This is a genomic window from Pseudomonas knackmussii B13 (assembly GCF_000689415.1).
In the GTDB taxonomy this organism is placed as follows: domain Bacteria; phylum Pseudomonadota; class Gammaproteobacteria; order Pseudomonadales; family Pseudomonadaceae; genus Pseudomonas; species Pseudomonas knackmussii.
The window spans coordinates 1,009,428-1,028,397 of sequence record NZ_HG322950.1 but is presented as its reverse complement, the minus strand read 5'-3'; the positions used below and the strand labels follow the sequence as shown (position 1 = coordinate 1,028,397).

Here is an 18,970-nt window from a genome sequence, read left to right as displayed (position 1 = left end):
CAGTCCGGAGTGCGCGGACATTTCTCTGGAAGTCCCAAGAGCGAAGCGCGTATGCGCTTTTCGTAGGAGCGAGCTTGCTCGCGAACTGCACGGCACAAATGCCGAGCCAGTAGGGCGAATAACCCCAAGGGGGTTATCCGCCGTTTCGTGCGGCAGAGGCGTATAACTGCGAATGGTTATCTGGGTCCCCGCGTTCGCGGGGATGACGGAAAGGTGAGGTCCGCTCCTACAAAGGCCCCTTTCTCGCCACAACGAAAAAGGCCGCCCGAAGGCGGCCTGTTTCATCGGCGCGGAAATCAGTCGCCGTAGATGTCGTTCTTGAAGTACTTGCCTTCGATTTCCTTGTACTTGCCGTTGGCGCGCAGGGCGTCGATGGCGCTGTTGAGCTGGTTGACCAGCTCGGTGTTGCCCTTGCGCACCGCGATGCCGGCGCCCTCGCCGAAGAATTTCGGGTCCTTGAACTCCGGGCCGATGAAGGCGTAGCCCTTGCCGCGCGGGGTGTCGAGGAAGCCGATCTGCAGCGGGATGGCGTCGGCGAAGGTGCCGTCCAGGCGGCCGGCGAGCAGGTCGAGGTAGATCTCGTCCTGGCTGGTGTAGCGCACCACGTTGGCGCCGGACTTGGCCAGCACGGTGGTGGCGAAGTTGTCGGCGGTGGAGCCGCGCTGCACGCCGATGTTCTTGCCCTTGAGCTGGCTGAACTGGTCGTCCAGCTGGCTGCCTTCCTTCATTACCAGGCGGCCCGGGCTGAAGTAGTACTTGTGGGTGAAGTCGACCGAGTGCTTGCGCTCCTCGGTGATGGTGATCGAGGACAGCGCGGCGTCGATCTTGCGCACCTTCAGCGAGGGGATCAGGCCGTCGTACTCCTGCTCCACCCACTGGCACTTGCGCTGCATCTGCGCGCACAGGGCGTTGCCGATGTCGTAGTCGAAGCCGGCGATGCCGCCGTCGGGGGTCTTGAAGGCGAAGGGCGGATAGGCCGCCTCGATACCAATGCGCAGGGGGGCCTGGTCGGCGTGGGCGGTGCTGGCCAGCAGGGCGAGCAGCAGGCCGCCCAACAGGGATTTCTGACTCATCGTTGAACTCCGTGGCGTGGTTCGGCGACGTCGGGCAAGCCGGCGTCCGTCTGGCAGTGAAAACCTCGTCCGGGGAACGCGACGCACCGCGCCGCTGCAGCATTGCCTTGCTCTAACCCAGGCGACTGTCTTGTTGTTCTTCGTCTACGTGGAAGGCGCCGTAAACTTAAAATCCAATCTGGACTAAAAAGTACAACTCGTCAATGGCCCCGCGACCGCGCGGCGCATCCCCTTTGCCTACCCCGGACTATCTCCTGCGAGGGATGCCGACGATGGCTACGGAGCCGTAGGCTGCCCAGCAACGACAGCCATAGGGAGGGTTCGCGGCCTCATCGATCTTTCTTCCATATCTTTCTTCCATCAACGGTATTGGCGGCGCAGGATGCGCCGAGCCCCGGCGAATCGCTCATGTCGCCGGGGCCTTCTCCTTTCCGGGGAATACGCGGCGGGCTCGCCGCGCAGAGTGCTCAGCCGCCGCTGAGATTCATGAAGCGCAGCACCTGCACGCCGTCATCGACGCCGAACTCGTGCCCCGCCGGCTTGCGCTGCAGGGCCCCAAGGACGGCCGCGCGGAGGGGCTCGTCGTGCAGCGGATGGCGGCGCAGCAGGCCGCGCAGGTCCAGCGAGTGTTCCTGGCCCAGGCACAGCAGCAGGCGTCCCTCGGCGGTCAGGCGCAGGCGATTGCAGGTGGCGCAGAAGTTGTGGGAATGCGGCGAGATGAAGCCGATCCGCGTAGCGGGATGGCCGGCCAGTCGCACGTAGCGTGCCGGGCCCCCACTGTGCTCGGCACTGTCCAGCAGCTCGTGGCGCTCGGCGATCAGCGCGCGCACCTCGTCGCTGGAGCAGAAGCGCTCCCTGCGCTCGCCACCGACCACGCCAAGGGGCATTTCCTCGATGAAGCTGATGTCCAGCGCATTGGCGATGGCGAAATCGACCAGCCCCTGGACCTCGTCGGTATTGCGCCCCTTCATCACCACGCAGTTCAGCTTGATGCGCTCGAAGCCCGCCGCCTGCGCCGCCGCGATGCCGGCCAGCACCTGCTCAAGACGGCCGGTGCGGGTGATGGCCTGGAAGCGCTTCGGGTCCAGGGTGTCCAGGCTGATGTTTAAGCGCGACAGGCCTGCCGCATGCAGGTCGCGCGCATAGCGGGCCAGTTGCGAGCCGTTGCTGGTCATGCACAACTCGCGCAGGCCCGGCAGCGCGGCGAGGCGCTCGCAGAGGCCGACGATGCCCGGCCGCACCAGCGGCTCGCCGCCGGTGAGGCGCAGCTTGCGTACCCCGCCTTCGACGAACAGCCTGGCCACGCGCTCGATCTCTTCGAGGGTCAGCACCTGCTGGCGCGGCAGGAAGCGCACGTCCTCGGCCATGCAGTAGACGCAGCGGAAGTCGCAGCGGTCGGTCAGCGAAAGGCGCAGGTAGTCGATCCGGCGCCCCTGGCCATCGATCCATTCGGCCATGGTCATTGCACCAGCGGCGAGTCCGCCGCCGCGAAGGCGAAGCCCTCGATCCGCGCCTCGCTGGCCAGCACCGCGATGTACTGGCTCACCGCGCGCTGCAGCACCTGGGCGCGCAGGTAGGCGGCGATGCGCGGGTGGGCCTCGGCAAAGTCCAGCGGCTCCCCGCCCTCGCGGGCCAGCAGTTCCACCACATGCAGACCGTAGCGGCTTTCCAGCGGATGGACCAGCAGGCCCGGCGCCTCGCGCAACAAGCGCCTCTCGAACTCGGGGACGGTCTGGCCCGGCTCGATCCAGCCCAGTTCGCCACCGTCGTCCTTCGACGGGCAGGCGGAGAAGCGCATGGCCTTCTCGGCGAAGCGCTCGGGGTGTTCGCGCAGTTCGGCGAGCAGCGCCTCGGCCTGTTCGCGCGCTTTTGCGCGGCCGTCCAGGTCGTCCGGCGCGCAGGCCAGCAGGACGTGGCGCAGACGCATGCGCCACGGGCTCGCAAGACGCGCCGGGTTGGCGGCGTACCACTGCCGGCAGCTGGCTTCGTCCGCCTCCGGCACCTCGACTTCGCGCTCGATCAGGGTACGGATGCGGGCCTCTTCGGCGGCCTCGCCCTGCTCCGCTTCGGCACTGATCGCCAGCGCCGAAGCGCGTTGCAAGAGCAGCTGGCGCACCACCAGCGCCCGGCAGGCGGCGTGCAACGCTTCGCCCTGGCTGGCGGCGGGATGGTATTGCAGCTCACGGGCCAGTTCGTCCGCGGCGATGGCGACGCCGTTGACCGCGAGCTTCGGCAGGTCGACATGCTCGACCCGCTGTTCGTAGTGGGAGCAACTCATCGGGAAGACCTCCTGGCGGCGGATGACCGCGAACGGTCATCCAGCCTGCGGGTAATGGATCACGCGACGCGGCGCTTCTGGCGGACCACCTGGTAGCGCCGCCCGAAGTACCACACCGGGGCGCTGACGATGTGCACCAGTCGGGTGAAGGGGAACAGCACGAACAGGGTCAGGCCCAGGCCCACGTGCAGCTTGTAGACCAGCGACACCGGCGCGATGGCTTCGGCCGCCGCCAGCGGCTGCAGGGTGACGATGGACTGCGCCCAGTCGGCCAGCAGGACCATCACCGAACCGTCGAGGTGGTGGGTGGAGGCGACGATGGTGGACAGGCCGAGGATCAATTGCGCGTAGAGCACCAGCAGGATCATCAGGTCCGAGGCGTTGCCGGTGGCGCGCACGCGGGCATCGGTCAGGCGACGGAGGATCAGCCCGGTCAGGCCGATGAAGCAGAGCAGGCCGAAGAAGCCACCGGAAACCATCGCCAGCAGCTGCTTGTGCTCGGTGCTGATCACATGCTCGTAGACCGCGTGCGGGGTCAGCAGCCCGACGAAGTGGCCGGCGAGGATGAACAGCACGCCGATGTGGAACAGGTTGCTGTACACGCGCATGCCCTTCTTGCTCAGCATCTGGCTGGAGCCGGCCTTCCAGGTGTATTGCGCGAGGTCGAAGCGCGCCCAGCTGCCCACCAGGCAGACCAGCAGCGCGACATAGGGGTAGACCCCGAAGACGAGGGTGTTGAACGACATGATCAGGCTCCTTGGCCGGCCGCCCGGCGCGGCGGCACCGGCTGGGCGACCCATTGCAGGGGTTGTTCGAGGGCGGCGGACGGCCGCCGCACGCTGGAGGAGGGGCAACCGGCGGCGGGCTCGGTGAAGCTCACCGGGGTCTCCTCCCAGGCCTTGTCCAGGGCTTCCAGGCTGTCGTCGCGGGCCTCCTGCTCGCGGTCGCGCTGAAGGAGGGACAGGTCCGGGCGCTCGCCGGACAGCTCCAGCAGCGCGTGGAAGATCGCCGCGTAGGCGCTGCCCCGTTCGTCCAGGCGCGCCGCCAGCAGGGCGAGGATGTGCGCCACCTCGGCGAGGCCCGCGCGCGCCGCATCGGCGTCCTGCAGGGCGAGGAACTCCAGGTACAGCGGCAGGTAGTCCGGCAGCTCGTTGACGTCGATGGCCAGGCCCGCACGGGTATAGCGGTCCAGCAGGTCGACCATCGCCTGGCCACGGTCGCGGGACTCGCCGTGGACGTGCTCGAAGAGCAGCAGCGAGACCGAGCGGCCGCGTTCGAACAGACCGTCGTAGCGGGCCTGCACGTCCAGCAGGTCGCCCTGGCAGAGTTCGCCGAGCAGCGTGGCGAGACCGTCGCGCTGCGCTTCGGGGAGGTCCAGGGTGCGGATCAGCGCGTGCAGCGCCAGGCTTTCCTCGCGCAGTTCGCTGCGCGGGTAGTCCAGCAGCAGTGCACTGAGCTTCAGCAATGGGCTATGCATGGCGTTCACTCCTGAATCTGCACGGTCTGGATGACGTTCCGTTGGTCCACCGGCTTGCCGCCGAACAGGTTCACCCCGGAGTTGCCCGAACAGCCGTTGCCGAAGCTGAAACCGCAGCCGGAGCGTTCGGCGAAGGCATCCGACAGCGCTTCCTCGCGGTGCGCGGTGGGGATGACGAAGCGGTCCTCGTAGTTGGCGATGGCCAGGTAGCGGTACATCTCCTCCACCTGCGCCACCGACAGGCCGACCTGCTTCAGCACCTCCAGGTCCTGCTTGCCTTCCACGTGCTCGGCACGCTTGTAGGCGCGCATCGCCAGCAGGCGCTTGAGCGCCAGCAGCACCGGCTCGGTGTCGCCGGCGGTCAGCAGGTTGGCCAGGTACTGCACGGGGATGCGCAGGGAATCGACGTCGGGGATCACCCCGTCGTTGCCGATGTGGCCTTCGGCGGCGGCGTTCTGGATCGGCGACAGCGGCGGCACGTACCAGACCATCGGCAGCGTGCGGTATTCCGGGTGCAGCGGCAGCGCCAGCTTCCAGTCCATCGCCAGCTTGTACACCGGCGACTTCTGCGCGGACTCGATGACGCTGTCCGGCACGCCATCCTTGCGCGCCTGCTCGATCACCTTCGGGTCGAACGGGTCGAGGAAGATTTCCAGCTGCTTGCGGTACAGCTCCCGCTCGTCGGCGCAGCTGGCCACTTCATGGATGCGGTCGGCGTCATACAGCAGCATGCCGAGGTAGCGGATGCGGCCCACGCAGGTTTCCGAGCACACGGTCGGCTGGCCGGCCTCGATGCGCGGATAGCAGAAGATGCACTTCTCGGATTTGCCGCTCTTCCAGTTGAAGTAGATCTTCTTGTACGGGCAGCCGCTGATGCACATGCGCCAGCCGCGGCACTTGTCCTGGTCGATCAGGACGATGCCGTCCTCCTCGCGCTTGTAGATCGCGCCGCTCGGGCACGAGGCCACGCACGCCGGGTTCAGGCAGTGCTCGCACAGGCGCGGCAGGTACATCATGAAAGTGTTTTCGTACTCGCCGTAGATGTCCGCCTGCACCTGGTCGAAGTTCTTGTCCTTGCGCCGCTTGGCGAACTCGGTGCCGAGGATTTCTTCCCAGTTCGGCCCCCACTCGATCTTCTGCATGCGCTGGCCACTGATCAGCGAACGCGGCCGCGCCACCGGCTGGTGCTGCGCCTTGGGCGCGGTGTGCAGGTGCTGGTAGTCGAAGTCGAAGGGCTCGTAGTAGTCGTCGATCTCCGGCAGGTCCGGGTTGGCGAAGAGGTTCGCCAGCACGCGGAACTTGCCGCCGATGCGCGGGACGATCGAACCGTCGGCGTTGCGCACCCAGCCGCCCTTCCACGTCTCCTGGTTCTCCCACTCCTTCGGGTAGCCGATGCCGGGCTTGGTCTCGACGTTGTTGAACCAGGCGTATTCCATGCCTTCGCGGCTGGTCCAGACGTTATTGCAGGTGATCGAGCAGGTGTGGCAGCCGATGCATTTGTCGAGGTTCAGCACCATGCCGACTTGCGAACGAATTTTCATGGCGTCTCTCCTCAAATGTCCCGGGGCAGCGGCTGCGGCAGGGGGGCGCCGCCCAGGCCGCCGTGCTGCGGCTCGTCGAGCCAGTCGACCTTGTTCATCTTGCGCACCACCACGAACTCGTCGCGGTTGCAGCCGACCGTGCCGTAGTAGTTGAAGCCCCAGGCTTGCTGGGCGTAGCCGCCGATCATGTGGGTGGGTTTGAGCACCACGCGGGTCACCGAGTTGTGGTGGCCGCCGCGGGTGCCGGTAGTCTCGCTGCCGGGCACGTTCACGATGCGTTCCTGGGCGTGGTACATGAGCACCATGCCGTCCTTCACCCGCTGGCTGACCACCGCGCGGCAGGTGGCGGCGCCGTTGGCGTTGAAGACCTCGACCCAGTCGTTGTCCTCGATCCCGGCGCGTTTGGCGTCATGCTCGCTGAGCCAGATGATCGGCCCGCCGCGCGACAGGGTGAGCATCAGCAGGTTGTCGCTGTAGGTGGAGTGGATGCCCCACTTCTGGTGCGGGGTGATCCAGTTCAGGGTGATTTCCGGGTTGCCGTTGGGCTTCTTGCCGAACAGCTTGTCGGTGCTGCGGGTGTTCACCGGCGGCCGGTAGCTGACGAAGCCCTCGCCGAAGGCCTGCATCCAGGGGTGGTCCTGGTAGAACTGCTGGCGGCCGGTCAGGGTGCGCCACGGGATCATCTCGTGGACGTTCGTGTAGCAGGCGTTGTAGCTGACGTGCTCGTCTTCCAGGCCCGACCAGGTGGGGCTGGAGATGATCTTGCGCGGCTGCGCCTGGACGTCGCGGAAGCGGATCTTCTCCTCCTCCTTGGGCAGCGCCAGGTGCGCGTGCTCGCGGCCGGTGATCTTCGCCAGCGCGTCCCAGGCCTTCACCGCGACCTGGCCGTTGGTTTCCGGGGCCAGGGCGAGGATGACCTCGGCAGCGTCGATGGCGCTTTCGATGCGCGGGCGGCCTTCGCTGATGCCCGGTTCGGTGACGCGGTGATTGAGCTCGCCGAGCAGCTTCACTTCCTTCTCGGTGTTCCAGCCGATGCCCTTGCCGCCATTGCCGAGCTTGTCCAGCAACGGGCCGAGGGAGGTGAACTTTCTGTAGGTGTTCGGATAGTCGCGCTCGACCACATGCAGCGTCGGCATCGTCTTGCCCGGCATGGGCTCGCACTCGCCCTTCTTCCAGTCGCTGCCGCCGAAGGGTTGCGCCAGTTCGTTCGCGGTATCGTGCAGCAGCGGCACCGTCACCAGGTCCTGCTCCACGCCCAGGTGGCCGACGGCGACTTCGGAGAACTTCTTCGCGATGGCCTTGTAGATCTCCCAGTCGCTCTTCGCCTCCCACGCCGGGTCGGTGGCGGCCGACAGCGGGTGGATGAAGGGGTGCATGTCGGAGGTGTTGAGGTCGTCCTTCTCGTACCAGGTGGCGGTAGGCAGGACGATGTCCGAGTACATGCAGGTGGACGACATGCGGAAGTCCAGGGTGGTGACCAGGTCGAGCTTGCCCTCGGCGCCCTGCTCCACCCAGTCCGCCTCGGTCGGACGCGGGCCGCCGGCCTTGCCGAGGTCGTCGTTCATCACGCCGTTCTTCGCGCCGAGCAGGTACTTGAGCATGTACTCGTGGCCCTTGCCCGAGCTGCCCAGCAGGTTGGAACGCCAGACGAACAGGTTGCGCGGGAAGTTCTGCGGGTTGTCCGGCGATTCGCTGGCGAAGCGCAGGTTGCCGGCCTTGAGCTCGCGCACCACGTAGTCCTGCATCGGCAGCCCGGCCTTCTCGGCGGCGGCGGCGATGCGCAGCGGGTTGCGGTCGAGCTGCGGCGCCGACGGCAGCCAGCCCATGCGCTCGGCGCGGATGTTGTAGTCCAGTGCGTGTTCGGGGAATGCCTGGCTGTCGGCCAGCGGCGAGAGCACTTCGTGCATCGACAGCTTTTCGTGCCGCCACTGCGAGCTGTGCAGGTAGAAGAAGCTGGTGCCGTTCATCTGCCGCGGCGGACGGCTCCAGTCGGTGCCGAAGGCCAGCGGCACCCAGCCGGTCTGCGGGCGCAGTTTCTCCTGGCCGACGTAGTGCGCCCAGCCGCCGCCGCTCTGGCCGATGCAGCCGCACATCATCAGCATGTTGATGACCGCGCGGTAGTTCATGTCCATGTGGTACCAGTGGTTCATCGCCGCGCCGATGATCACCATGGCCTTGCCGTGGGTCTTGGCCGCGCTGTCGGCGAACTCGCGGGCCACCTGGATGGCGCGCGCCGCCGGCACGCCGGTGATGCGCTCCTGCCAGGCCGGGGTGTAGGGCGTGTCGGCATCGTCGAAACCAAGGGCCACATTGGCGCCGCCCAGGCCGCGGTCAAGGCTGTAGTTGGCCATCTGCAGGTCGTAGACGGTGGCCACGCGCAGCACCTTGCCGTCGCCCCCGGTGAACTCACGGAAGGGCACGCGGCGCAGCAGCACCTCGTCGTTGACCACGCCCGGGAAGTGCGGGTGCTCCTGCCCGGCGAAGTAGGGGAAGGCCACGTCGCAGGCCTTTTCCGGGCCGTCGATCAGGGTCAGCGCCAGGCGCGTGTCGCGCTGGGCACCGCCTTCCTTCTCCTCGATGTTCCATTTGCCCGACTCGCCCCAGCGGTAACCGATGGCGCCGGTGGGCGAGACCAGCTCGCCGCTGGTTTCGTCCAGGGCGATGGTCTTCCATTCGGGGTTGTTGTCCTGGCCGAGGTTGTTCGCCAGGTCCGCCGCGCGCAGGTAACGGGTCGGCTTGTAGGCGCCCTCGGCGTGCGGTTCCAGCAGCACCAGCATCGGCATGTCGGTGTACTGGCGGCAGTAGTCGACGAAGTAGGCACGCGGCTGGTCGAGATGGAATTCGCGCAGGATGACATGCCCGAAGGCCATGCCCAGCGCGGCGTCGGTGCCCTGCTTGGGGTTGAGCCAGAGGTCGGTGAGCTTGGCCACCTCGGCGTAGTCCGGGGTGACGGCCACGGTCTTGGTGCCCTTGTAGCGGACCTCGGTAAAGAAGTGCGCATCCGGGGTGCGGGTCTGCGGGACGTTGGAGCCCCAGGCGATGATGTAGCTGGAGTTGTACCAGTCGGCCGACTCCGGCACGTCGGTCTGCTCGCCCCACACTTGGGGCGATGCGGGAGGTAGGTCGCAATACCAGTCGTAGAAGGACAGGCACACGCCGCCGATCAGCGACAGGTAACGGGCGCCGGCGGCGTAGCTGACCATGGACATGGCCGGGATCGGCGAAAAGCCGATGACCCGGTCCGGGCCGTAGGTCTTCGCCGTGTAGACGTTGGCCGCGGCGATGATCTCGGTGACCTCGTCCCAGCTGGACCGCACGAAGCCGCCCAGGCCGCGCTCGCTCTTGTAGCTCCTGGCCTTGGCGGCGTCCTCGACGATGCTCGCCCAGGCATTCACCGGGTCGCCATGCTCGGCGCGTGCCTCGCGCCACAGCTTGAGCAGCGGCTTGCGCACCTTCGGGTACTTGAGGCGGTTGGCGCTGTAGATGTACCAGGAGTAGCTGGCCCCGCGCGGGCAGCCGCGCGGTTCGTGGTTGGGCAGGTCCGGGCGGGTGCGCGGGTAGTCGGTCTGCTGGGTCTCCCAGGTGATCAGGCCGTTCTTCACGTAGATCTTCCACGAGCAGGAGCCCGTGCAGTTCACCCCATGGGTGGAGCGCACGATCTTGTCGTGCTGCCAGCGCTGCCGGTAGCCGTTCTCCCAGGCGCGGCTCTCGTTGCTGACCTCGCCATGGCCGTCGGCGAACTCGCCCTGCTTCTTCTTGAAGAACTGCAGGCGATCGAGCAGGTAACTCATCTATATCTCCTCACCCGGTCTGCGCCGGGCGTCAAACGCTAATCAGGCTCTTGGAACGAGGCTCAGCAGGGGTTCCGGGCACCCTTGCGCGCGTAGAACCACCAGGTCACGGCAATGCAGCTGACGTAGTACGCGACGAATACATAGAGGGCGCCCTCGGCACTGCCGGTCATGGCCAGCGAGGTGCCGAACGCCTTGGGAATGAAGAAGCCGCCGAAGGCGCCGACCGCAGCGGAGAAGCCGATCACCGCCGCCGACTCCATGCTCGCGCCCTTGGCCGCCTGGGCCTCGCTGGCGGCGCCACGGCGCAGGCGTGCGGCCCACTCGTTGCGGAAGATCACCGGGATCATGCGGAAGGTGGAGCCATTGCCGATGCCGGCGAAGAAGAACAGGGCGATGAAGGCGCCGAGGAAGCCGAAGAAGCTGCCCGCCCCCTCGGCACCCGGCAGGAAGGCGATCACCGCGAACACGCCGGCGATCATCGCCAGGTAGTTCCACAGGGTGATGCGCGCACCGCCGAACTTGTCCGCCAGCCAGCCGCCCAACGGCCGGCTCAGGGCGCCGACCAGCGGGCCGAGGAAGGCGTACTGCAGCGGGTTGATGTCGGGGAACTGGGTCTTGCTGAGCATGGCGAAGCCGGCCGAGAAGCCGATGAAGGAGCCGAAGGTGGCCACGTAGAGCCAGCACATCAGCCAGTTGTGCTGGCGCTTGAAGATCACCGACTGCTCGCGGAACGAGGCCCGCGCGTCGGCGATGTCGTGCATGCCGAACCAGGCGGCAATGGCGACCACAGCGATGAAGGGCACCCAGATCCAGCCGGCGTTCTGCAGCCACAGGCGACCACCGTCGGAGAGCGCCTGCGGCTCGCCGCCGAAGGTGCCGAACAGGCCGGCGGTGACCGCGAGCGGCACGGCGAACTGCATCACCGAGACGCCCAGGTTGCCCAGCCCGGCGTTCAGCCCGAGGGCCGTGCCCTGCTGGCTCTTGGGATAGAAGAAGCTGATGTTGGCCATGCTGGAGGCGAAGTTGCCGCCGCCGAAGCCACACAGCAGGGCGATGCAGGCGAACACCCAGTACGGCGTCTGCGCATCCTGCACGGCGAAGCCCAGCCAGAGGCAGGGGATCAGCAGCGAGGCGGTGGACAGCGCGGTCCAGCGGCGGCCGCCGACGATCGGCACCATGAACGAATAGAACACCCGCAGCGTGGCGCCGGAGATCGACGGCAGCGCCGCGAGCAGGAACAACTGGTCGTTGCTGAAGGCGAAGCCGGCGGCGTTCAGGCGCACGGTCACCGTGCTCCAGATCATCCACACGGCGAAGGCCAGGAGCAGCGCGGGAATGGATATCCACAGGTTGCGCGCGGCGATGCGCTTGCCGCTGCGCGCCCAGAACTCGGGGTCCTCCGGACGCCAGTCGAGCAGCAGGGGGCCGCGCGCGGCCTTGAGTTGGGAATCGGCGATCATGCCCATGGCGGCAGTCCCTCAGGGTTGGCTGGAAACGACGGACACGGCGTCGACGTCGGCCACCCGGGCCCGGCCGTCGAGACGCCGCTGCTGCTTGATCGCGTAGTGCATCCAGACCATGCAGATCACGGTCAGGCCGAACAGCAGCATGAAACAGGAGGAGCGCACGCCGACGCGGTCGGCGGCGTAGCCGAAGAGGATCGGCAGGCAGAAGCCGCCCAGGCCGCCGATGACCCCGACCATGCCGCCGACGGTGCCCATGTTCTGCGGGTAGTAGTCGTGGATGATCCGGTACACGCTGGCCTTGCCGAAGCCCTGGGCGATGCCGACGACGAACACCAGGAAGGTGAAGAGCCAGACGTTCAGGCCGATGCCGAGGCTCAGGTCGCCACGGATGCCGTGGATGGTCATGGTCGTCTGCGGGTAGGAGAGGAAGAACAGGCAGACCAGGCACACCCAGAACACGCCCCAGTTCACCGCGCGGGCGCCGTAGCTGTCGCTGAACCAGCCGCCGAGGGCGCGTACCAGCCCTGACGGCAGGGTGAAGAGCATGGTGATGAAGGACGCGGTCTTCAGGTCCAGGCCGTACTCGGCGATGTAGTACCTGGGCAGCCACAGGGCCAGGGCGACGAAGCCGCCGAAGACAAAGAAGTAGTACAGGCCGAAGCGCCACACGCGCAGCTCGCCCAGCGGCGCCAGCTGTTGCTTCAGGCTGCGCCGGACCTGCCCCGCCGCGTCGGCGTGGGCCGGATCGTTCCAGGTGCAGCACCAGAACAGCAGCGCCATCGCCAGCATGGCCAGCGAGTAGACCTGCGGCACCATGCGCCAGCCGAAGCCGACCACGATCAGCGGCGCCACCAGGTTGGTGATCGCCGCGCCGGCGTTGCCGGCACCGAAGATGCCCATGGCGGTGCCCTGCCGCGCCTTTTCGAACCAGGCCGAGGTGTAGGCGATGCCCACGGCGAAGGAGCCGCCGGCCAGGCCGACGAACAGGCCCAGCGCCAGGTAGTGCCAGTACTGGCTGGCGAAGGCCAGGCCGTAGATCGGGATGGCCACCAGCAGCATGTGGACGAAGAACACGCGGCGCCCACCGAAGCGGTCGGTCAGCAGGCCCAGCGGCAGGCGCGCGAGGGAGCCGGTGAGGATCGGCAGGGCGACCAGGAAACCGAACTGCGCCTCGGACAGCCCCAGCTCCTCCTTGATGCGGATGCCGATGATGGAAAACATCGTCCACACCGCGAAGTTCATGGCGAATGCCAGGGTGCTCATGCCGAGCACGCTGAACTGTTTCTGTCGATGGGAAGCCATGGCCGACGCTCCTTTGCCCAAAGCCGTTGGCCGCACCTTAGGAAGCGTCAGCCTCCGCTCTCTTGACCGCGATCAATGAGCCGAAGGCGCGTTCATGCGCTGATGGTCGCCGGTACCTCCATCGAGGTATTCACCCGAAAAACACGCAAACCATTGTTAATAAAGACTTTTTAAATGATTCCAAGCCAAGCTTCGGACACTCTCGCGCAGGAGCGGATCTTTGGAGGTAGTGACGCGCCAAAACGCCAGACGCTGCGCCAGTCCATCGTCCTGCGCTTTGGCTGCTACCTCACGCTGCTGGTGTCGCTGGCGCTGATCGGCATGTTCAGCGCCCTGCTGTTCGCCGACTACGCCCACCAGGACGCCGCGGTGATCAACCAGGCCGGCTCGCTGCGCATGCTCACCTATCGCCTGGCCCTGGAGCCGAGCGAAAGCGGCCGCCAGGCACTGCACCGGACCCTGGCTGCGCGCCTGGAAAGCAGCGAAGTCGGCCACCTGCTGCAACGCACGGGAGCGGATGACCCGCTGCGCCGGCAACATGCCCAGCTGCGCCGGGAGCTGGCCAGCCTGGACGGTACCGGAACGCCGGTGCTGGATACCCTCGACGCCTTCGTCGGCCATATCGATGCCTTCGTCGGCACCCTGCAGCACAACGCCGAACAGCGCTCGCAGATGCTCAGCACGGTGCAGGGCCTGTGCCTGTTCCTCAGCCTGCTGCTGGTCTTCGTCACGCTCTACGACCTCAGCTACCACGTGGTCGGCCCGCTGCGCGAGCTCACTGGCATCGCCCGCCGCCTGGGACGCGGCGAGCTGGATGCGCGGGTCGGCTACAGCGGCGAGGACGAACTGAGCCAGCTGGGGGAACGCTTCAACCGCATGGCCGAGGAACTGCAAGGCATGTACGGCGACCTGGAGGCGCGGGTGGCGGACAAGACCCGCGCCCTCTCCCACAGCCACCAGCGCCTCGAACTGCTTTATGCCTGCGCCCGCCGGCTCGGCCAGGACCCGTACGAGCCGCGCAGCCTGCATCCGCTGCTCGACCAGCTGGAACAGGTGCTCCAGGCCGGACGGGTGACCCTGTGCCTGAACAAGGACGGTGCCGAGCGCGCCTATCGCTCGCTGACCACCGGCACGACGCCGCCGGCCTTCTGCCAACCGGGGGCCTGCGCCGAGTGTCGCAGCCAGGCCTGCGGCGAAAGTCCGGGCGCGATGTTGCGGCTGCCGCTGGCCAGCGGCGGACACCATTTCGGCGAGCTCTTCGTCGAGCTGCCCGACAGCCATCCGGCCCCCTGGCAGCGGCAGTTCGTCGAGGCCTTCTGCGACACCCTCGCGCGCAGCTTCGCCCTGCCGCTGCAGCGCGAACAGGAGAGCCGCCTGGCGCTGTTCGCCGAGCGCGGTACCATCGCCCGCGAACTGCACGACTCACTGGCGCAGGCGCTGTCGTACCTGAAGATCCAGGTCAGCCGGCTGGGCACGCAGCTCAAGCGCGACGCGCCGGCGGAGAAGATCGACGCGACCCTGGACGAACTGCGCGAAGGGCTCAACGCCGCCTACCGCCAGCTGCGCGAGCTGCTCACCACCTTCCGCCTGAGCCTGGAGCAGGCCAGCCTGGAAGCCGCCCTGGCGAAGACGGTGGAGGAGTTCGCCGAGCGCGGCGGGCTGGCCATCGAACTGGACAATCGCCTGGCCCACGTGCCGCTCGACCCCAACGAGGAAATCCACATTCTGCAGATCGTCCGCGAGGCGCTCTCCAACGTGCTGCGACACGCACGGGCCGGGCGGGCGCGGGTCGCCCTGGAGGAAATCGGCGCGGGTCTGGTGGAGGTCTGCATCGAGGACGACGGCGTCGGTCTTGATCCAGCGCAGAGCCGAGGAGGCCATTACGGCCTTAGCATCATGCGCGAACGCAGCCAGACCCTCGGCGCCCGCTTCGAGATCGCCTCTCGCTCGCCGCGCGGCACCCGGGTGAGCCTGCAGTTTCGTCCACATCCCCTTTCCGACTCGCCATCCCAGGAGCCCACGCCATGATGCCCAGCAGCCCCGCCGAGCAAGCCCGCATCCTGCTGGTCGACGATCACCCGATGATGCGCCGCGGCGTGACCCAGTTGCTGGAGTTCGAGGACGACCTCTGCGTGGTCGGCGAGGCCGGCGACGGCGAAGAGGCGCTGCGGCTGTCCGCCGAGCTGGACCCGGACATGATCCTGCTCGACCTCAACATGAAGGGCATGAACGGCCTGCAGACCCTCCGCGCATTGCGCGAGCGCGGCGTGGATGCGCGCATCGTCGTGTTCACCGTCTCCGACGATCGCGGCGACGTGCTGAGCGTGCTGCGCGCCGGCGCCGACGGCTACCTGCTCAAGGACATGGAACCCGAACGCCTGCTCGAACACATCCGCCAGGCCGCCACCGGGCAGCTCAGCGTCAGCCCGCAACTGGCCCAGGTGCTGGCCCAGGCACTGCGCGGCGGCGACCAGCCAAGGCGGATCGACGAACTGACCGAACGCGAGCGGCAGATCCTGCGCCAGCTGGCCCAGGGCTACAGCAACAAGATGATCGCGCGCAAGCTGGACATCACCGAGGGCACGGTGAAGGTCCACGTCAAGCGCGTGCTGCACAAGCTGGGCATGCGCTCGCGGGTCGAGGCCGCCGTGTGGGCGGTGGAAAATCAATTGGTCTGAGGGCTCCGCGGTCTGGAAGGGTTCGCGAGCAAGCTTGCTCCTACGGCAGGAGCGAGCTTGCTCGCGAACGGGCAGCTCAGCCCATCAACTCGCCAAAAGGCAGAAACTCCACCGCCTCGCCCTCCTCCAGCGTCCGGCCCGCCTCGACCACAGCCAGGCCGTTGGCCCAACTCGCGGCACGCAGCATTGCCGAGCCTTGCTGCGCATGGATGTGCACTTGCCCATCTGCCTCGAGCCGCGCGCGCAGGTACTGTCGGCGCGGGTTGGCCTGGGGCCAGGCGAAGCCCGCTGGCAACGACAGCGCCTGCACTTCGGACTCGGGTCGTCCCTGCGCCGCCCAGAGGAACGGCCGCGCCAGCACCAGCGCCGTGACGAAAGCCGCTGCCGGGTTGCCTGGCAAGCCGAGCCAGGGTTTGCCGGCCACCTGCCCGAAGGCGAGTGGCTTGCCCGGCTGCATGGCTATCCGCCACAGGTGCAGCTCGCCCAGCTCGCGCACCGCCTGCTTCAGGTAGTCGCGCTCGCCGACGGAGACGCCGCCGCTGGTGATCAGCAGGTCCCATTCGGAGGCTGCCAGGCTTAGGGCATCGCGGCTGGCCGCCAGGGTGTCGGCCAGCACGCCATAGTCATGCAGCTCCATGCCCCAGCCGCGAATGAGCGCTCCGAGGCTGAACCGATTGACGTCGTGAATCTGCCCGGCCGCCAGCGCCTCGCCAGGCGCGCGCAGTTCGTCACCGCTGCTGAGCAGACAGACGCGCAGGCGACGGTGAACCGGCACCCGCGCCAGGCCGATGCTGGCGAGCAGGCCGATCTCCTGGGCGCGCAGGCGGGTGCCGCGGCGCAGCAGGCAATCGCCCTGGCGCATTTCCTCGCCCCGCCGCCGCACGTGGCTGCCCTGGCGCACGGCCGGCAGCACCACCCACTCGCCATCGAGCTGACAATCTTCCTGGGCAATCACGGTATCCGCGCCTGGCGGCAGGGGCGCGCCGGTGAAGATGCGCAGTGCCTGGCCGGGCTGCAACGGCTTGCGCCGGGACTGGCCGGCCGCCAGGCTGCCGGCCAGCGACAACGCCGTGCGGGGCACGCGGGCGTCCTCGGCGCGCAGGGCATAGCCGTCCATGGCGCTGTTGTCCCAGGCCGGCAGGTCGGCCGGCGCGCGAATGTCTTCTGCCAGCACCCGGCCCATGGCCTGGTCCAGACCGACCGACTCCACCGGGGGAGCCGCCGGCACCCGCGCCAGCAAGGCCTCCAGCGCCAGTTCCACCGGCAGCAACCCGCCGCTGGCGCATCCGCAGCCGCTCATGAACGACTGCCGCAGGCACAGGCACCGCCGCAGCCTCCTGTTTGCTTCAGCGAGACCTTCAGGTGCGGGACGAAATTGCAGGGGCGCGTGCGGCTGTCGAGCTGCTCCCGGAGTATCCGCTCCCAGGCGGTGCGGCAGGCGCCGGGCGAGCCGGGCAGGCAGCAGACCAGGGTGCCGTTGCTGATGCCGGCGAGCGCCCGCGACTGCAGGGTGGAAGCGCCGATCTCGGCTTGCGAGACCTGGCGGAACAGCTCGCCGAAACCGTCAACACGCCGAACCAGCAGCGGCTCGACGGCCTGCGGGGTGTTGTCCCGCTCGGTGAACCCGGTGCCGCCGGTAAGCAGGCAGACCTGGATGTCCGGGTCGGCGATCCAGGCCGAAATCGCGGCGCGGATCTGGAAGATGTCGTCGGACACCAGGCGCCGCGCCGCCAGCACATGGCCGGCTGCCTGCAGCGCCTCGGCCAGGGTGCGGCCGGAATCGTCGGTGTCGAGGGTGCGGCTATCGCTGATGGTCAGCACCGCTATCCGCAGGCGCTGGAAGTCCTGCGCGGCCAGGTGGCTCATGGTTGCCTCCGGGGAAGGTTGGGATGCCGCCCAGCCTGCGCCGCCAGACGGCAGCGGCCCATTCCCCGGAAGAGGTAGCCCGCCGATCCAGGCGGGGGATGCCGGTCAGGTCTTCCAGCGCTCGGCGGCGTCCTGGTCGCTGCAGCGGCCTTCGACCCAGCGCGGGCCTTCGGCGGTGTCTTCCTTCTTCCAGAAGGGCGCGCGGGTCTTGAGGTAATCCATGATGAAGTTGCAGGCGTCGAACGCCGCCTGGCGGTGGGCGCTGGCGGTGCCGACGAAGACGATCGGTTGGCCCGGCTCCAGGCGGCCGATGCGGTGCAGGATCTCGATGCGCAGCAGCGGCCAGCGCTGCTCGGCCTCGGCGGCGATCTTCTCCAGGGCTTTCTCGGTCATGCCCGGGTAGTGCTCGAGGAACATGCCGCCGACTTCGCGGCCTTCATTGAAGTCACGCACGTAGCCGACGAAGCCGACCACTGCGCCGACGCCGACGTTCGCCGCATGCACGGCATTGAGTTCCACGCCCGGATCGAAAGGCGCTTCCTGCACGCGGATCGCCATGAGCTCAGCCTCCGGTCACGGTGGGGAAGAAGGCCACTTCGTCGCCGTCGGCGAGGGCTTCTTCGAGGGAGCAGAGTTCCTGGTTGCGCGCGCACATCAGGTTCTGTTCGGCCAGCACCTGCCAGACGCCGCCACGTTCGAGCAGGCGCGAACGCAGGTCGTCGAGGCGGGCGAAGGCCGGGTCCCAGGCCAGCTGTTCGCCCTCCAGGCCGAGGGCTTCGCGGTAACGGGCGAAGTACTGCACGCGGATCATTGCGCATCCTCCGCGCGGTAGTGGCCGCTCTTGCCGCCGAGCTTCTCCAGCAGGCGCACGTTCTCGATGGTCATGCCTTTGTCCACGGCCTTGCACATGTCGTAGATGGTCAGCGCGGCAACGCTGGCGGCGGTCAGTGCTTCCATCTCCACGCCGGTCTGCCCGGCCAGCTTGCAACGCGCCTCGATGCGCACGGTGTCTTCGCCTTCCGCGCTCAGCTCGACCTTCACGCTGGTGAGCAGCAACGGGTGGCACAGCGGAATGAGTTCGTGGGTCTTCTTCGCCGCCTGGATGCCGGCGATGCGCGCCACGGCGAAGACGTCGCCCTTGGGATGGCCGCCGTCCTGGATCAGGCGCAAGGTTTCCGGGCGCATGCGCACCCGCGCTTCGGCCACGGCCTCACGGGAGGTCACCGCCTTGTCGGTGACGTCGACCATGTTGGCGCGGCCCTGGGAATCGAGATGGGTGAGCAAGGAAAATCTCCGGGGAAAATCAGGCGATGCGGACAAGTGTACGCCCCGGACGGCTCGCCGGGTGTTCGGCAGACGGCGTGTCGGGGGGAGCGATTGTATACAAAAAGAGGTACGGCGGGTGGGTCCGGCGTAGGGCGTATAACGCTCCGCGTTATACGCCGATTGGCCATGGTTGCCGGCTCGCCCCGGGGCCAAACCTGGCGTTGTCGAA

16 protein-coding genes are annotated in these 18,970 nt (G+C 67.6%); 2 read left to right on the top strand and 14 right to left on the bottom strand.

The genetic code is table 11. From position 1 onward, the window contains the following. Nucleotides 1–296: 296 nt before the first annotated feature. The 9 genes from PKB_RS04890 to PKB_RS04850 form a co-directional block, all read right to left on the bottom strand. On the bottom strand, nt 297–1,073 hold the full coding sequence (locus PKB_RS04890) for an ABC transporter substrate-binding protein (protein ID WP_043249498.1): 777 nt from the start codon (nt 1,071–1,073) through the stop codon (nt 297–299). A gap of 467 nt (nt 1,074–1,540) precedes the next feature. After that, nucleotides 1,541–2,530 carry a GTP 3',8-cyclase MoaA gene (gene moaA, locus PKB_RS04885; protein WP_043249497.1) on the bottom strand — a complete coding sequence of 330 codons (990 nt, stop codon included), beginning with the start codon at nt 2,528–2,530 and terminating at the stop codon, nt 1,541–1,543. A gap of 2 nt (nt 2,531–2,532) precedes the next feature. Continuing rightward, nucleotides 2,533–3,351 carry a peptidylprolyl isomerase gene (locus tag PKB_RS04880; protein WP_043249496.1) on the bottom strand — a complete coding sequence of 273 codons (819 nt, stop codon included), beginning with the start codon at nt 3,349–3,351 and terminating at the stop codon, nt 2,533–2,535. Nucleotides 3,352–3,410: 59 nt separating this feature from the next. Then, entirely contained in the window at nt 3,411–4,097 is a 687-nt protein-coding gene (gene narI, locus PKB_RS04875) for a respiratory nitrate reductase subunit gamma (RefSeq protein WP_043249495.1), read from the bottom strand. A gap of 2 nt (nt 4,098–4,099) precedes the next feature. Then, the gene (gene narJ / locus PKB_RS04870; RefSeq protein ID WP_043249494.1) at nt 4,100–4,828 is read right to left on the bottom strand and encodes a nitrate reductase molybdenum cofactor assembly chaperone; all 729 of its coding nucleotides are present in this window, start codon (nt 4,826–4,828) and stop codon (nt 4,100–4,102) included. Nucleotides 4,829–4,833: 5 nt separating this feature from the next. Continuing rightward, complete coding sequence (gene narH / locus PKB_RS04865) at nt 4,834–6,369, bottom strand: nitrate reductase subunit beta (RefSeq protein WP_043249493.1); 1,536 nt, start codon at nt 6,367–6,369, stop codon at nt 4,834–4,836. 11 nt (nt 6,370–6,380) lie between these two features. After that, nucleotides 6,381–10,160 (bottom strand): nitrate reductase subunit alpha, encoded by a 3,780-nt coding sequence (locus PKB_RS04860; RefSeq protein WP_043249492.1) that lies wholly within the window; start codon nt 10,158–10,160, stop codon nt 6,381–6,383. Between the two features lie 62 nt (nt 10,161–10,222). Then, nucleotides 10,223–11,629: a NarK family nitrate/nitrite MFS transporter gene (locus PKB_RS04855; protein ID WP_052355180.1), complete on the bottom strand. Its 1,407-nt coding sequence runs from the start codon at nt 11,627–11,629 to the stop codon at nt 10,223–10,225. Between the two features lie 12 nt (nt 11,630–11,641). Beyond that, nucleotides 11,642–12,931, bottom strand: a complete 1,290-nt coding sequence (locus PKB_RS04850) for a nitrate/nitrite transporter (protein ID WP_043249491.1) — start codon at nt 12,929–12,931, stop codon at nt 11,642–11,644. A 174-nt stretch (nt 12,932–13,105) separates the two neighbouring features. On the opposite strand from PKB_RS04850, the gene PKB_RS04845 reads away from it, so the two are divergent. Both PKB_RS04845 and narL read left to right on the top strand, forming a co-directional pair. Next, nucleotides 13,106–14,959, top strand: coding sequence for a histidine kinase (locus PKB_RS04845; protein ID WP_043249489.1), 1,854 nt, complete (start codon nt 13,106–13,108; stop codon nt 14,957–14,959). Next, the gene (gene narL, locus PKB_RS04840; protein ID WP_422613525.1) at nt 14,956–15,609 is read left to right on the top strand and encodes a two-component system response regulator NarL; all 654 of its coding nucleotides are present in this window, start codon (nt 14,956–14,958) and stop codon (nt 15,607–15,609) included. Before PKB_RS04845 ends, narL begins: the two co-directional genes overlap by 4 nt. 76 nt (nt 15,610–15,685) lie before the next feature. Here the strand turns inward: narL and PKB_RS04835 are convergent, their stop codons facing one another. From PKB_RS04835 to moaC, 5 genes are all read right to left on the bottom strand, one after another. Next, entirely contained in the window at nt 15,686–16,909 is a 1,224-nt protein-coding gene (locus PKB_RS04835) for a molybdopterin molybdotransferase MoeA (RefSeq protein WP_043249487.1), read from the bottom strand. Further along, complete coding sequence (moaB, locus tag PKB_RS04830) at nt 16,906–17,475, bottom strand: molybdenum cofactor biosynthesis protein B (RefSeq protein WP_043249484.1); 570 nt, start codon at nt 17,473–17,475, stop codon at nt 16,906–16,908. Before moaB ends, PKB_RS04835 begins: the two co-directional genes overlap by 4 nt. A gap of 105 nt (nt 17,476–17,580) precedes the next feature. Beyond that, nucleotides 17,581–18,033: a molybdopterin synthase catalytic subunit MoaE gene (moaE, locus tag PKB_RS04825; protein WP_043249483.1), complete on the bottom strand. Its 453-nt coding sequence runs from the start codon at nt 18,031–18,033 to the stop codon at nt 17,581–17,583. Between the two features lie 4 nt (nt 18,034–18,037). Beyond that, entirely contained in the window at nt 18,038–18,286 is a 249-nt protein-coding gene (locus PKB_RS04820; protein WP_043249481.1) for a MoaD/ThiS family protein, read from the bottom strand. Then, the gene (gene moaC, locus PKB_RS04815) at nt 18,283–18,759 is read right to left on the bottom strand and encodes a cyclic pyranopterin monophosphate synthase MoaC (protein WP_043249479.1); all 477 of its coding nucleotides are present in this window, start codon (nt 18,757–18,759) and stop codon (nt 18,283–18,285) included. The genes PKB_RS04820 and moaC overlap by 4 nt, the downstream gene beginning before the upstream one ends. Nucleotides 18,760–18,970: the final 211 nt, after the last annotated feature.